11 protein-coding genes are annotated in these 15,467 nt (G+C 61.2%); 7 read left to right on the forward strand and 4 right to left on the reverse strand.

Features of this window, described 5'->3' with window-relative positions; genetic code table 11:
• Window positions 1–58: 58 nt before the first annotated feature.
• Window positions 59–961 (reverse strand): ABC transporter permease, encoded by a 903-nt coding sequence (locus GLW01_RS04700; RefSeq protein WP_202405563.1) that lies wholly within the window; start codon window positions 959–961, stop codon window positions 59–61.
• 10 nt (window positions 962–971) lie between these two features.
• Window positions 972–2,147 carry a quaternary amine ABC transporter ATP-binding protein gene (locus tag GLW01_RS04705; protein ID WP_202405564.1) on the reverse strand — a complete coding sequence of 392 codons (1,176 nt, stop codon included), beginning with the start codon at window positions 2,145–2,147 and terminating at the stop codon, window positions 972–974.
• Window positions 2,148–2,335: 188 nt separating this feature from the next.
• Here GLW01_RS04705 and GLW01_RS04710 point away from each other — a divergent pair, with 188 nt between their 5' ends.
• Complete coding sequence (locus tag GLW01_RS04710) at window positions 2,336–2,998, forward strand: hypothetical protein (protein ID WP_340162430.1); 663 nt, start codon at window positions 2,336–2,338, stop codon at window positions 2,996–2,998.
• Here GLW01_RS04710 and GLW01_RS04715 read toward each other — a convergent pair.
• Window positions 2,987–3,520 (reverse strand): uracil-DNA glycosylase family protein, encoded by a 534-nt coding sequence (locus tag GLW01_RS04715; protein WP_237416487.1) that lies wholly within the window; start codon window positions 3,518–3,520, stop codon window positions 2,987–2,989. The genes GLW01_RS04710 and GLW01_RS04715 overlap by 12 nt on opposite strands.
• Window positions 3,521–3,749: 229 nt before the next feature.
• Between GLW01_RS04715 and GLW01_RS04720 the strand changes: the two genes are divergently transcribed.
• From GLW01_RS04720 to GLW01_RS04730, 3 genes are read left to right on the forward strand one after another with little or no spacing between them, the layout of a single operon-like run.
• A complete protein-coding gene (locus GLW01_RS04720) occupies window positions 3,750–4,670 on the forward strand; it encodes an ABC transporter ATP-binding protein (protein WP_160898298.1) in 921 nt (306 codons plus the stop codon).
• Window positions 4,663–7,539 (forward strand): Gldg family protein, encoded by a 2,877-nt coding sequence (locus GLW01_RS04725; protein ID WP_160898299.1) that lies wholly within the window; start codon window positions 4,663–4,665, stop codon window positions 7,537–7,539. Before GLW01_RS04720 ends, GLW01_RS04725 begins: the two co-directional genes overlap by 8 nt.
• Window positions 7,540–7,542: 3 nt before the next feature.
• Entirely contained in the window at window positions 7,543–8,514 is a 972-nt protein-coding gene (locus GLW01_RS04730; protein ID WP_160898300.1) for a DUF4340 domain-containing protein, read from the forward strand.
• A gap of 416 nt (window positions 8,515–8,930) precedes the next feature.
• Here the strand turns inward: GLW01_RS04730 and GLW01_RS15485 are convergent, their stop codons facing one another.
• Entirely contained in the window at window positions 8,931–9,440 is a 510-nt protein-coding gene (locus tag GLW01_RS15485) for an SDR family NAD(P)-dependent oxidoreductase (protein WP_202405565.1), read from the reverse strand.
• A 358-nt stretch (window positions 9,441–9,798) separates the two neighbouring features.
• Between GLW01_RS15485 and GLW01_RS04740 the strand changes: the two genes are divergently transcribed.
• The 3 genes from GLW01_RS04740 to GLW01_RS04750 all read left to right on the forward strand — a co-directional run bounded on the left by GLW01_RS04740 (window position 9,799) and on the right by GLW01_RS04750 (window position 15,338).
• On the forward strand, window positions 9,799–11,376 hold the full coding sequence (locus GLW01_RS04740) for a methyl-accepting chemotaxis protein (protein ID WP_160898301.1): 1,578 nt from the start codon (window positions 9,799–9,801) through the stop codon (window positions 11,374–11,376).
• 51 nt (window positions 11,377–11,427) lie between these two features.
• Complete coding sequence (locus GLW01_RS04745; RefSeq protein ID WP_160898302.1) at window positions 11,428–14,226, forward strand: EAL domain-containing protein; 2,799 nt, start codon at window positions 11,428–11,430, stop codon at window positions 14,224–14,226.
• A gap of 140 nt (window positions 14,227–14,366) precedes the next feature.
• Window positions 14,367–15,338: a GGDEF domain-containing protein gene (locus tag GLW01_RS04750; RefSeq protein ID WP_160898303.1), complete on the forward strand. Its 972-nt coding sequence runs from the start codon at window positions 14,367–14,369 to the stop codon at window positions 15,336–15,338.
• Window positions 15,339–15,467: the final 129 nt, after the last annotated feature.

The raw sequence follows: 15,467 nt of genomic DNA on the forward strand, positions 1-15,467 counted from the left end.
CGCTGTGAGCTGTGTCGTCCCACGGATGCCGGCGGCATCCGCGCTTCACAGATGGTTGTCAGTCATCACTGCTGGCCCGGCTGCCCGGGGCCTTCTCACCCAGACCCTGGGTGATCCGGTCGAGCACCATGGCCAGCAGCACAATTCCAAGCCCGCCAACAAAGGCCTGGCCGATATCAAGCCGGTTCAGCCCCTGGAACACCAGCAGGCCAAGGCCACCGGCACCGATGATGGCCGCGATCACCACCATCGACAGCGCCAGCATGATGGTCTGGTTCAGGCCCGCCATGATGGTGGGCATGGCCAGCGGTACCTGGACCTTCCACAGGATCTGGCGCGGCGTGGAGCCGAAGGCGGTGGCCGCTTCCGTATACTGGCCGGGCACCTGGCGGATGCCCAGGTTGGTCAGGCGGATGGTCGGCGGCATGGCGAAGATGATGGTGGCGATCAGTCCGGGCACGTTGCCGATACTGAACAGCATTACCGCCGGCACCAGGTAAACGAAGGGCGGGGTGGTCTGCATGATGTCCAGTATCGGTCGCACCAGGGTGTAGGTCATGTCCTTGCGCGAGCACAGGATGCCTATGGGCACCCCTATGACGAGACAGAACAGCACCGAGGTGATTACCAGCGAGAGGGTGGTCATCAGCTCGTCCCACACGCCCATGAAGCCGATGAAGGCGAAGGCGACCACGGCGAATACACCCACTTTCCAGGAGGCGGCGCGCCAGGCGAGGACGAACAGGCCGGCCAGTACGGCCAGTGGTGGCGTGGAGGTAAGCAGCCACTGGACCCCCTCCATAACGGTCTTGACCGGCGGGCTCACCCAGCTGCGGAAGAAGTCCCGGAAGGTGTTCACCAGCCAGTCAACAAACCAGGTGACCCAGTCATCAACTGGCAGGTCAATCAGTTCGAACGGGTTGCCCAGGGAACCGCTGAGCATCGGGATCAGGTCGTTCATGATGGTGGCCTCAGTCGTCCTGTGCGTAACCGTGTTTCTCGAGAATGCCGTGGATCAGCTCCGGTTCGTCGATGATGCCCTTCAGGCGCCCTTCGGCGTCCTGGACGATGACCGGAAGTTCCGAGTAGGCACGCCCGCGCAGCACCCGTTTGAGAATGGTGTCCGTGGTGCAGTGGACGGCGGCGTCCGTGTGGCGTTCGGGGGCGCCGCCGGATTCGGTGATCTTCTCCTCGAGCTCATGGAGCGCTACGTCATTACCTTCGCAGCGCATCTTCGCGAGGTGGCCATTGGTATCCACATGGAACTCGACATCGGTGTAACCGGTACGGTTCCAGATCTGGTTGCCGGCTTCTTCGCCCACTCTGTTGAAGTAGCGGTCGCTGAACGGCAGGGCGACGGTTTCCGCTGTGATGACGCCGGTCGGGTCGGCATGCTCGACAAACTTGGCCACGTACTCGGTTTTCGGGTTGACCAGAATCTCTTCCGGATTACCGACCTGCACGATTTTGCCCGCATCCATGATGGCGATGTGATCGCCGATGCGCATGGCCTCGTCCAGGTCGTGGGTGATGAACAGAATGGTGCGGCCCAGTTCCTGCTGGATGCGAATCAGCTCATCCTGCATCTGGACCTTGATCAGCGGGTCCAGCGCGGAGAAGGGTTCGTCCATCAGCAGGATGTTGGCTTCGGTGGCCACGGCGCGGGCCAGGCCCACGCGCTGCTGCATGCCGCCGGAGAGCTCATCCGGGTAGTGGTTTTCCCAGCCACCCAGTCCGACCATCTCCAGGTACTTCTTTCCCAGTTCCTCGCGCTCGGCCTTGTCGCGGCCCTGAACCTCAAGCCCATAGACCACGTTCGCAAGAACCGTCTTATGCGGGAAAAGCGCGAAATGCTGGAAGACCATGCTCAGATGCTGGGAGCGGACACGCCTCAGTGTCGGGCCGTCCATGGTGGCGATATCCATCTCGCCATGTTCCGGGTCGTTGAGAATGATCTTGCCGAAAGTGGGCTCGATGAGACGGTTGATGCAGCGGATGAGGGTGGATTTGCCACTGCCGGAAAGGCCCATGATGCAGAAGACCTCGCCGGCGCCAACTTCAAAGCTGGCGTTGTTGACCCCGACTACATGCCCGGTCTCGGACTGGATTTCATCTTTGGATTTGCCCTGTTCCAGCAGAGATTTCACGGATTCCGGGTTGGGTCCGAATACTTTGGTGACGCCTTCAGCCCGTATCACTGCAATAATACCTCGTGGTCTGATTAGATAGAGACGTTAAGAAAGCGGCGTGCGGAAGGATTACTGATGCTTAACCGCTCAGTCATGGTGTACGAAATTATACGTATTCGGATCAGAGGTCAAACAGGAGAGCTCCCGTGTCACAGGATTTTGAATCTCTCAAAGCCCGCCACAGAGGCATTCGCGACAACCTTCCGGATGCTCTGGACCTGCGCGTTCACCGTGCCCTGAGCTGGTTGCAGAGGGCGGAAATCTGTGATGACGAGGATGGTCGCTTCATCTTCCTCTGGATTGCCTTCAACGCCGCCTATGCCCAGGAGATGCGCCTGGAGGAGCCAATGCCGGAGCAGAAGGTCCTGCGTGAGTTCCTCGAGCGGCTGGTGGCGCTGGACGTCGAGAAGCGCCTCTCGGGAGTGGTCTGGACGGCCTTCCCCAATGCCATCCGGATGCTGCTGAACAACCAGTATGTATTCCAGCCCTACTGGGACTGCCAGAACGGGCGCCGGCCCCGCGGGGAGTGGCAGGGGCTGTTCGAGCGCGCCAAGGTGACCGCCTCCCGGGCCCTGGGCTCGGATGACACGGCCCGGGTTCTGGGCCTGGTTTTCTCGCGACTCTATACCCTGCGCAACCAGATGATGCATGGAGGCTCCACCTGGAACAGTTCCGTCAACCGGGAGCAGGTGCGGGACGGGGCCAATATCCTCGAGCAGCTGGTGCCCGTGATCATCGACACCCTGATGGGGCATCCGGAGGCGGACTGGGGCGAGCCGGGCTACCCGGTCGTGGCCTCAGGCGCCTGATTCCGGCCCCAGCAGAGTCTCGATACGCCGGCGCAGCTCCGGCAGCAGTTCCGCCTCAAACCAGGGGTTGTTGCGGAGCCAGGCGTTGTTGCGCCAGGAAGGGTGGGGCATGGGCAGAACCGCCGGCTCGCTGTCTTCCTCAAGGATGGCCCGCCAGTTGGCCACGGTTGCCGTCAGTGTCTTCTCGCGGTGACGCTTCGGCAGGTGGTAACGCTGTGAGTACTGGCCGATGACCAGAATCAGCGAAAGATTCGGAAGGGCCGCGAACACGGATTCATGCCAAATTTCCGCGCATTCGCGCCGTGGCGGCAGGTCGCCGCCCTTGCTGTCATAGCCGGGGAAGCAGAACCCCATGGGCACGATGGCGAACTGTTCCGGGTCGTAGAAGCGCTCCTCGGAGACCGCCAGCCATTCCCTGAGTCGCACGCCTGACGGGTCGTAAAACGGCAGGCCCTTCTGGTGGGCCTTGTTCCCCGGTGCCTGGCTGGCGATGCAGACCCGGGCGCCGGTGCCTGCCTGCATCACGGGACTGGGTTCGTGGGGCAGCGGCGGGCCGTGCCGGGGGCAGTCGCGGCACACGCGGCATTGCCTGATCCGTTGGGTAAGCTCTTCTATCGGCAGGCTTTTTTCTCCCATTTCAGTTCTGTAATACCTCTTGAAACGTCTCGCCCGATTCTTTTGAAATCCGGCCGCCGGGAATCGATTCCCCCGGCCAGCAGGTTATCCGATTCCGAAACAGGGAGACCACCGGATGATTGAAGTCGAGCACCTGACGAGACAGTACGGGGCGCTGACGGCGGTCCGGGAAGTGGGGTTCCGGATCGAGCGCGGCGAAGTGGTCGGGCTGCTGGGGCCCAATGGGGCCGGTAAGACCACCATCATGAAGATGATGACCGGCGCGCTGGAGCCGACCTCGGGAACCGTAAGGTTGGACGACCTCGTCATGGGCCAGGACACCGCCGCCATCCAGCAGCGCATCGGCTATCTGCCGGAGAACTGCCCGCTCTGGCCCGAGATGACTGTCATCGACTACCTGGCGTACATGGCTGAACTGCGCCGTATACCGCCTGAGCAACGCGACCGGGCGATTGCCAAGAGCATCCGCCGCACGGACCTGGCCGAGAAAGCCGGGGACCGTATCGACACCCTTTCCCGGGGCTATCAGCAGCGCGTTGGCGTGGCCCAGGCGCTGCTCCATGAACCGGAACTGCTGATCCTCGACGAGCCTACCAACGGGCTGGACCCCGCCCAGATCCACCAGATGCGCGACCTGATCCGGGACCTGGCCCAGGACGCCACCGTCATCCTTTCCACCCATGTGCTGCAGGAAGTGCAGGCCGTCTGCGAACGGGTTTTGATCATGCGCAGCGGCAGCCTGGCCGTGGATGAAAAGCTGGTGGATCTCACCGCGTCCGAGGGCGTGGACATGGTGATTTCCGGCAGTGGTAATCCTGCTGCCGTCCTCGAATCCGTGTCCGGCGTGACGGAGGTCATCGATAGGGGAGCCGATCATCAGGGTCACCGCTATCGGCTCTCCGGAACGGACAAGGCCGTGCCGGCCGCCGTTAACGCCCTGGTGGGCGTCGGCTTCAGCGTGCACGCCGTCGAGCCCCGTCGGCGGGATCTGGAAACCCTGTTCGAGAGCGTGATCCAGGAGGCTTCCCATGCGTGAGACCTTCCAGGTGTGTCGAAAGGAATTCCGCAGCTTCTTCGCCTCGCCGGCGGCCTACCTGCTCCTGGGCGTGTTCCTGGTGGCCGTCCACTTCATCTTCTTCTGGGGCGAGGCCTTCTTTGCCCGCAATACCGCCGACCTCCGCCCCCTGTTCGAATGGTTCCCGCTGCTGCTGATCTTCCTCGTCGCGGCGCTGACCATGCGCAGCTGGTCCGAGGAACGCCGTTCCGGCACGTTCCAGACCCTGCTGACCGTGCCGGTCAGCCCCGGCAGCCTGATCGCGGGCAAGCTGCTGGCCGGGCTGGCCCTGCTCATTGTGGGCCTTGGCCTGACACTGCCCCTGCCGATCACGGTCTCCCTGCTCGGCCCGCTGGACTGGGGCCCCGTGATCGGCGGCTATGTGGCGACCCTCTTCCTCGGGCTGGCCTACCTGGCCATTGGCCTGTGCATGAGCAGCCTGACCAGCAACGCCGTGATCGCGCTCATCCTGACCACGGCCACCTGCGGCGTGCTCTACGTCATCGGGGCGCCGGTGATCACCGGCCTGTTCGGGTACGGCATCGGGCACTGGCTGGAACACTTCGGCACCGGCAGCCGCTTTGATGACATCACCCGGGGCGTGCTCGATATCCGGGACCTGTTCTATTACCTCACCATTGCCGGCGTCTTCCTGGCCCTCAACCGCCTGTCCCTGGAGCGGCTGCGCTGGGCCGGCAACCCCCGCAACCGCAACCACCGGCTCTGGGGCGCGGCCACAGTGCTGGTGCTGGCGAACCTGCTGCTGGTGAACGTCTGGCTGGCGCCGGTCAACAACTTGCGGGTGGACCTGACCGAGGGCAACCGCTACACCCTCTCCGCCACCACGCTGGAGAGCGTGCAACGCCTGCAGGAGCCGGTGACCATCCGCGCCTACTTCTCGGACAAGACCCATCCCATGCTGTCGCCGCTGGTGCCACGGCTCCGGGACCTGCTGAACGAATACGCGGTGATGACCGACCGGCGGGTGCGGGTCCGCGTGGTGGACCCGACCGAGAACAAGGAAGCGGAAAAGCGCGCGGCCAGCCGTTACGGCGTGGAGCCGGTGCCGTTCCAGACCAGCAGCCGGTACGAGTCCTCGGTGGTCAACGCCTACTTCAACGTGGTGATCGAGTACGGCAACCAGCATGAAACCCTGGGCTTCCGGGACCTGATCCGCGTCGAGCGGGACACGGGCAGCGGGATTGATGTGGCGCTGAACAACCCGGAATACGAGATCACCCGCGCCATCCGGAAGCTCGCCGGCAAGTACGCGGCCGGGGGCAATCTGCTGGCCCGGCTGGACGGCGACACCAGGCTGACCGCCTACGCCTCATCCGCGGATCAGTTGCCTGAGCCCCTGGCCAAACTCCGTGGGAATCTGGGCGGCCTGTTCGAGACCCTGGGTAAGGAGTCGAACGGTGGGCTGGCCACCGAGGTCGTGACACCGGACCCGGAGGTCGAGAACCGCCTGACCGGTGAACTGGGCCTGAAACCCCTGGTGGCCGGGCTCAATGACCCCAACCCGTTCTGGTTCCATCTGCTCCTGGAGCGTGGGGACCAGCAGGTTGAGGTCACGCTGCCGGACAAGCTCACCAAGGCCGCCCTGCGGCGTAACATCGAGGCGGCGCTCAAGCGCGTCACCCCCGGTGCCCTGGAGACGGTCACCCTGGTGACCCCGAACGACCAGAGCCGGCGCCGCCGCCGGAGGGCTGCTGCCATGGGGCCGCGTTTCAGTCGCCTGAATAACGCCCTGTCCGAATCCCGGCAGGTGGAGACCAGCCAGCTCAGTAACGGCCGGGTGCCGCCGCAGACGGACCTGCTGATGGTGATGGCCCCGGAGACCCTGAGCGACAAGCAGCTGTTCGCCATCGACCAGTTCCTGATGCGCGGCGGCAACGTTGTGATGGCGACCTCGCCCTACCAGGTCACCGTCGGCCGGTCACTGCGGGCCAGCCGGCATGACTCCGGGGTCAGCGAGTGGCTACAGCACCATGGCCTGACCGTGCGCGACCGGCTGGTGGCGGATGGACGCAACGCGACCGTGCCGTTGCCGGTGACCCGGACGGTCTCCGGCCGCCGGTTCCGCGAGATCCGGATGCAGCCCTATCCCTTCGCGCCGGACCTGCGCGGAAACCAGCTCAACCCGGGCTCGCCCATAACGGCCCAGATGAACCAGCTCACCATGACCTGGGCCTCGCCCATCAGGGTGGATTCCGAAGCCAACAGCGACCGGGCGGTGACAGAGCTGCTGCACAGTTCCAGCCAGACATGGCTGCAGAAGAAAGCCTCGGTGCTGCCGGACTTCCAGACCTACCCCGAGACCGGCTTCGCCCAATCTGAGCAGGTCGGCGCGCAGCCCATGGCGGTCAGCATCAAGGGGCGCTTTGACTCCTTCTTTGCTGGTAAGCCCTCGCCCCTGCTGGGTGACAGTGGCGATAAGAAGGTTGAGCAACAGGCGAAGCCGGAGAAGGGCAGCGACTCGCCCAGCTACACGCGGGTCATCGAGCAGTCCCCCGAATCCGCCAGCCTGGTCCTGGTGGCCAGCAACGCCTTCGGCTCGGACGCCACGCTCCAGCTGCTGTCGCAGACCGGCGGCTCGCTGTACAGCAAGCCCCTGACGTTCCTGCGCAACACCGTGGCCTGGTCGTTCGAGGACCCGGCCCTGCTCGCGCTGCGCGGCAGCAGCCACGAGGCCCGCACGCTGGTGCCGCTGGACCCGCAGAGCAAGCGCTACTGGGAGTACGGCAACTACGCCCTCAGTGGCCTCGGGCTCTTCGTGATCTGGTTGTGGCGGCGCCTTGTGCGGCGGCGTGATGAGGCGTTCTACCGGACGATCAAGGCGGAGGTGTAAGCCATGGCGAAAGCAATCCGGATTCTCAGCCTGCTCGTGGTGATTCAGGTGGTTGCCGTGGCGGTGGCCTACTGGCCCGCCACCGGAACCACCGGGGCGGCCGATGGCGGGCCCTTCCTGAGCGTGGCCGCCGAAGCCGTGTCGAGCCTTGAACTCAAGGGGCCGGAAGGCAGCAGCGTCCAACTGACCAGAAAAGGGGAGGAGTGGCGCATTCCCGCCCTGAACGACCTGCCCGCCGGCACGGACCAGGTCACCCGGCTGCTTGAAGGGCTGCGCGAGGCCAGTACCGGGCTGCCGGTGGCCACCTCGGGAGGGGCCGCGCAGCGCTTCCGGGTCGCCGGGGACGACTACAAGCGCCGCCTGGTGCTGCCGCTGGCGGACTCCGAGAGCAGGCGGGTCCTGTTCTTCGGCGACACCCCCGGCGCCGGCGAGATCTACGCCCGCCGCGAGGGGGAGACCAGCGTCTACCGGGTCGGCGTGGGCACCCACATGATGCCCCTCGAGGCGGACCAGTGGCTGGCCAAGGACCTGCTGAGCCTGGACCAGCAGAGGATCCAGTCCCTGGAGGTCAACGACCTCCGGCTTGAGCGGGCGGCACCAGAAGAAGCCAGCAACGGTGAAGGTGACGGAGCGGGCCGTAAGTGGACGGTCTCCGGCACTGAGGATGCCGGCCAGGCGAACCCGAAGGCGGTGGCGGATCTGGTCAGCCGGATTGCCGCCCTGAGGATCTCGGGTGCAGCCGGTGACCGGAGCATACCGGACGGTGAGCCCGCCCTGACCACCCGCATTGGCACCGGGGAGGGCGCACCCCGGCAGTATCACTTCTACGCCGGTGACAAGGGGGAAGACGCGCTTCTGGTGACGGAGCAATACGATACCGTCTTTACCGTGAACACCCCGGTCTTCGACAGCATCCGGAAGGCAGCCGGCAGGAAAACTCTGATTCCATCGTCCAACGGCGACAGCAAGGAGTAAAGCACCAGGGGCGGTCAGGAAGAGCCGAACCGTCGGGCCGTTTTATTCCCCCTGGCTGAACAGCAGGGCGGGAGGCCAGAGCACACTGACTCACTCAGTAGTCGAGAGATCCAGCTTGTCGACTATTGAGTGAGTCGGTGTCAGCTTGCGGAGAAAGACAGCGTATCCACCAGATCCGCGCCATGAAAAACTGTTCCGTGGAAGTCCGTAATTGGCACCTCGTGGAGCGTGTGAGCGATCGCGCTTGCCGCCTGCTCCGCGCTCATGCTGTCCCCAGACTTCAGTCGCTGGTCCAGCCATCCCGCGTGGGGCAGGTTGAAGAACCTGGCTTTGCTCAGGTGATCCCGGATTCCAGGTGTATCCACCAGGCCGGGCTGGAACAGGCTGACCGCTGGATCGCCCTCATCCGGAACGAGCTAAACGGAAAGCTGCTCGAAAATGCGCCTCAATGCCATTTTGCTCACGCCATAACTTAGCGTGCCCGGCTGAATGCGTCGATCCATACCAGCCCCGATAAGGACGATCCGACTCAGCGGATGGTCACCAGACAGGACTGGCAGTAAGCCGTGTATGAGGGTTGTTGGCGCGACGGTGTTAATGGTTAGCGCCTCCTGGAGATCCGCTGGATTGAAATCCCTGAATCCTCCAGCCGGTTTTCCGACACCTGCACAATAGATGAAGTTGTTGATGCGCTCAGTGGTGCTGCGCAGTTCTGAGCAAAGGGCCTGACATTGTTCCGTTTCTGCCAGGTCCAGCCTGCGTATTGCGACCTCTATTGAGTTGTGTCCGGAGCTGACCTCGCTGGCAATATCTTCCAGATGCCCTTGCGTTCTTCCTGCCAGTATCAGGTCATGACCCCTGCCTGCCATCTCAAATGCCAAAGCCCTGCCAATACCGGAGCCTGCTCCAACGATCATTGTCTGCATGAGTCATTTTCCCGCTTTTTAGAGCACACGAACCAAAGTTGATACGCGTGGACTGCCGCAAGAGGTTAGTGGCAGACCTGATCGATGTATGTGCAACCGTCGTAACGTCAGGCAAACACCGACAATAAGGATTTGTAACCCAGTGCCCTAAGAAGCGTGGTCTCTAAGGCTTGTTACACATTAGCGCAGGTAGTCCGCGATCACGCACCGATGGATTCAAGGCCCGGTTACAGAGATCACACACAAAGCGCTTGGCGTTCTTGGTGCAAAAGTTGGATATAGGGTCAATATTGTAGATGGTAGGTAAGTGCAATTGGCACTCTTTGATCAGCCCTGTACCACAAAGGAAACAGCCGTCATGCGCCAGAACATGCCAGTAACCGACAGAGAAGAGACTTTCGGGTCAGACGAACGCCTGATCAGCACGACCAACCTGCGTGGTGTTATCGAGGACGCGAACGACACGTTTATCAGGGTTTCGGGTTTTTCCCGGGATGAACTGGAAGGACAGCCTCATAACATTGTTCGGCATCCGGATATGCCGGAAGCCGTTTATGCCAATTTCTGGGAAACGCTGAAATCGGGTAAACCGTGGATGGGGCTTGTCAAAAACCGTTGCAAAAACGGTGACTATTACTGGGTCAGCGCCTATGTCTCCCCGATCTATAAAGACGGGGAGCAGGTTGGTTTTCAGTCGGTTCGCACACAGCCCAGCGAACGACTTAAACAGAACGCCCTGACGGCATACAGACGTATGAAGAGAGGGGCTCGTTCAATGCCTTTGAGCCGGCGCTTTGGCATGGGGTGGCAAATGCTGGGCGCCGGTGTCGGCGCGGTCATCGCCGCGCTCGCCGCTGGCTACGGTTTTGGGGGCAGTCATACCGCAGTAAGCGCGGCGATTGTGTTGCTGGGTGCATTGGCAGCGGGGGCACTGTGTCTCAGGGTTGCCGGGCAGATCCGGACTTTTAAGAACGAATGCAAGGCCGTGTTTGATAATGATCTGGGAGCCCAGGTCTATGGAAATGGCAATGACCTGATGGCACAGGCCCGAGTGGCGCTGGCGATGCGGCAATCGCAACTGGAGGCCCTGAGGGGAAGGGTCGAAGATTTGACAGGTGAGTTGACGCAGTCGGCGAGGGACGCCAGAGAAGCCGCTGAATCCGGACAAACGGCGGCAGGGCAGCAGGAAAACGAGATCCAACAGGTCGCCACGGCCATGGAAGAAATGAGTTCGACCGTTGAAGAAGTATCAGCCAACACCAGTGAAGCGTCGGATCGTGCAAGCCAGGCTTCAGAGCAGGCCAAGGCTGGGAGCCAGACGATTCTGGAGACCTCTCAGGCCATGGAGTCGTTGGCAGAGGAGGTCAATAACGCGAACGAGTCAGTCCAGAGGCTGCGTGAGCAGGCTCTATCCATAACGAGCGTGGTTGATGTGATTACCGGCATTGCGGATCAGACCAATCTTCTGGCGCTCAATGCGGCGATCGAGGCGGCACGGGCGGGCGAGAGCGGCCGAGGGTTTTCCGTCGTTGCTGACGAAGTCCGTCAGCTCGCGCACCGGGTGAGCGAGTCCACCAAGGAGATCCGTTCGACCATTGACTCGCTGAGCTCTGGTACCGAATCAACCGTTCAGGCAATGGATCAGAGCTGCCAGTTTGCGGAGAAGGTTCAGCTGCAGGCTCAGGATTCCAGCGAGCGGATTCAAAGCATTGAGGCCAACGTTGAGCAGATCCGGGATATGGCCAACCAGATTGCGACGGCGGCCGAAGAGCAATCCAGCACGGCGGCGGATATGACTCATCGGGTCAATCAGATCCACGAGAACTCACAGACCAGTGCCGCCATCGCGGAAAGCACTCGTAACAACAGCGATGCCCTTGAAGAGATGGTTCATCGGCTTGAAGGGGTGGTCCGTCAATTCAAGCTGCAAAAGTAACGGATCTTTCCCGGCGAACGCCCCTTAAGCAACAGTTGTCTGGAGTGATGGATGACGATGGAACAGAAATCGAGCACGCTGCTGAGCGATCTTGCTGAAGCTGTTTTTCAGGTGTTCGATGTTGTGTGTGCTGCGGTGATTGTCGAAGGCCATGAATCGCCCGTGGATTGCGCTGGTGATCAAAGCATGGGGCAGCGCCTGGTTCAACTTGCAGCTGTCCGTAGTGCACTGGCAGATGCACTGCCCAGAACAGAGGAACCGCCTGGTGATGGCACAATGGATGAAGCGGCGGTCCTTGCTGTTGAGCCTTTGGGGATCTTACCGGACGAGCCGGCCACCGTTCTGGCTTTTGCCATGCGCCATTCAGCGGACCTTGATCGCGCGGTGGCGCTTGCCCACGCACTTGCCACTGAAACAGCCAGTCAGTTGACGGTGGTCAGACAGGCACCGTTTCTCGCGTCGGCGCTGGCCGAAGTGGAATGTGGCGTGACTGTTTCCAACCCCAACCTTGAAGACAGCCCCCTCATCTATGTCAATGACGCCTTCACACGTCTTACGGGCTATACGCGCGCCGAAACACTGGGTCGCAACTGCCGTTTTCTTCAGGGTCACCTACAGGATCAGCCCGGCATTCAAAGCATCCGGAGCGCGCTTGCTCGCGGCGTGGACTGCACCACGGTGCTGACCAATATTCGCCGCAACGGCGAGGCTTTCCAGAACAGGCTCCGTCTGCGGCCCATTCGCACCAGTGACGGGACCATTTCCCATGTCATTGGCATCCAGGAAGACGTCACCAGGGAGCAGTCGGCGCTTGAATCGCTGGATCTGCAAAAGCGCCGGTACGAAAGTCTGATTGAGAGTGGTGCAAGCTATATATGGCACATGAATGCGGAGGGAGAGGTCCAGAGTGTGGACCCGGCATGGCTGGCGCTCGCAGGACTGCCACCGTCTAGCGAAACGCCGGAGCTGGCGACCATACGCAATGCTTTGGAACCAGAGGCAGCGGCAACTTATCACCACAGGTGGGTTGAGGCGCTGCAGACCGTCGAACCCTTTGAAGTGGTCTATCAGCTTCCCGCCGGAAGTGAATCACCGCGGTGGTTTCAGGACCGATTCACGCCAGTCCATGACGATGACGGCCATCTGCTGGAGTGGTTTGGCGTCTCGCAGGAGATAACAGCTCTCAAGGATGCCGAACAGGATCTGGATCGGATTATCCAGGCGGCTCCAACGGGCATGCTAGTGGTTGAGCGAGACGGCACGATCACCCTTGCCAACGCTCAAGCCAGCCGACTTTTCGGTCATTCCGTGGACGAGCTGACGGGCATGGCCGTTGAAGCGCTTGTTCCGGAGGCCTCAAGGCACAAGCACGAACAATTGCGTACCGCGTACTCGGCTGAACCTTCCATCAGGCGGATGGGCGTCAATCGTGAAGTCCGGGGCGTACGCAAGGACGGCACCGAGTTTGATGCGGAAGTCGGGCTGAGCTGGTTTGGTCATGAGCACCAGCTGCGTGTGGTCGCTGCGATCAATGACAACACGGAACTCAATAACGCCCGGAAGGCGGTCGAAAGAGCCGCCTATCAGGACCGTCTGACCGGCCTTTTGTCGCGTGAAGGGTTCGCGTGGAAGTTGGACGAGCTTCGGTCTGGAGCTGGTTTGCACCCAGCCAGCCTGATCGTTTCGATCGATATTTCCGGACTCAGGGAAATCAATAACGCTCAGGGTTACGTGATCGGTGATCAGGTGTTGGAAGAAGCAGCACGGCGCCTGGCTGCAGAGGTGGGCGAGTCGAATCTGGTGGCCCGCCCAGGAGGTGGCGAGTTTCTCGTCCTCGTGGCCGTTGACAGGCAGCACACGCCCGCGCGTTGGCGCCAGCGGCTGGAGGCAGTTTTTAACGCCCCATTCGAGGTCGGTGGGTTCGTGCTCTTTATCAGTGTCTCATTCGGCTATGTGCGTATCGGGTCCGCGGCGCGCGAGGCGCAGGCGTTAATGAATGATGCAGAGCTGGCACTGCGCCAAAGCCAGCAGAATCTGTCCGTCACCTGGACGCAGTACACCAGGGTGTTGGAACGTCAAACCCGCGCGACGGTTGCTACAACCCACGAGCTGCGTCAGGCGATAGAGCGCGATGAGTTGATGCTTTATTACCAGCCAAAAGTGGACCTGGCGAGCGGCGCGGTTGTGGCTGCGGAAGCATTGCTGCGGTGGCAACACGCCCATAGGGGCTTTATAGCACCGGGCGACTTTATTCCACTCGCCGAGCAAAGCCAGCTCATTGGGCCTATCGGCGAGTGGGTTTTGCGTCAGGCGTGCAGCGATCTCCGAGCCTGGCAGGACGCCGGGCTCGACGTAAGGCCGGTGTCGGTGAACATGTCGCTGGTCCAGTTTCAGCTCGGATTTGTGCCGGATATTGTTGAGAAAGCGCTGACGGATTTCGGGATTGATCCGCACCAGCTCACGCTGGAGATCACCGAGAGCGTCTTTGAGGAGCACAGTGACCTTCTAAAGGAAGACCTGCGTACACTCAGCGCGATGGGGGTGAAACTGTCCCTGGATGACTTCGGGACTGGTTATTCCTCGCTGAGCTACCTTAAAGACTATCCGTTTGACGAAATCAAGATTGATAAAAGCTTTGTCTGGCAGCTTGATGACGGCGCCTATGGTCGGGCCATTGTTAAAGCGGTAGACGCAATCGCTGTTGCGATTGGCGCCCAGATTGTCGCCGAAGGGGTGGAGTCGGCGCACCATGGCGACGTCTTAAAAGAGCTGGGGTGCACATTAGGTCAGGGCTTTTACTACAACCGGCCTCTTCCGGAATCCCAATGGCGTCAGTTGCTCAGTCTTTAACAAAGCTTTGCGTAACGGGATCAACCGTCAACCTCGCAGGAACGTACCGACGCCCTGTAATCGGTCTTCTCCAGCGCTTGCGCGCCGGAAACAGCAGGCCAAACCGGTTTTGAGACAGGACACCGCATTGAAGAGCAGACATGGGGCAGGACATCCGCGTAACGCTTGAGACGTACTGTGAATTCCTCACGACCATACCCGATGCGGCTCTTTTGGCCGACAGCGATGGAGGCATTGTCTGGGCTAATGAGATGGCGGTGGCGCTTTTCAGTGGCTCAGCGGATGGGCTTTGGGCTCAGAACGTTGAGGAGCTCATCCCAGAGCACCTGCGGGAGGGCCACTTCGAGCACATGAAGCGCTACTGGGACAACCCGGTGGCCCGATCCATGGGTAACAGGGAGCGGCTGGGAGCAAGAAGGCAGGATGGGACATCCATCACCGTTGCCATCATGCTTAACCAACTGAACCTGGAGGATGGGCGTTATGCATTGGCTATTTGTCGGGATATGTCCCAGGAGCAACGCCAGAAGAACGATCTTCATGAAGCACTGGAGCAGGAAAAAGTGCTGTCGACCACAGATCCTGTAACTGGGGTTGGTAATCGTCGTCATTTCAGCAACGAGCTTCTTTACGAGATCGAACGGTCCAGCCGGCATGCGCGCGTATTTTCAGTCGCGTACCTTGACCTTGATAACTTCAAAGACGTGAATGACCGCTATGGCCATGCGCAAGGGGATAAGCTACTTCAACAAATCGTTGAGGTGGCTCAAAGAAGGCTGCGCAAGACGGATGTTATCGCTCGCATCGGGGGTGACGAGTTTGCTGTATTGCTTCCGGAGACGGGTACAACAACCATACAGTCACCCATCGCAGACCTGCTCCACAAGATGAAACAGAGCATGCATGATAGCGGGTGGTCCGTGACCATTTCCTGCGGCGTGGTGACGTTCCGTACACCCCCGGGTACCCCCGAGGATGCTCTTAAGGCTGCGGACAAGCTGATGTATGAGGTGAAAGCAGCGGGCAAGGATGCGAGCCGGGAAGCGGTTTTTGAGCGAGGGCCTTCTGAGCTTCGCCACAGTTCGGGCACGGAAGGTGAGCTGCCTGACTGAGACAAGCCGCTGTAAACTTTGTAAGTCCCGATCTTGATTCCAGCTATGATGACCGTGGTGGGCTGGTTGCCTTTGTCATCAGCCCGCTCGTGTCAACGCCGCGCTAATTTGCCCGGTGTGGGGGCAGGT

Source organism: Vreelandella halophila (assembly GCF_009856365.1).
GTDB classification, from domain to species: domain Bacteria; phylum Pseudomonadota; class Gammaproteobacteria; order Pseudomonadales; family Oleiphilaceae; genus Halospina; species Halospina utahensis_B.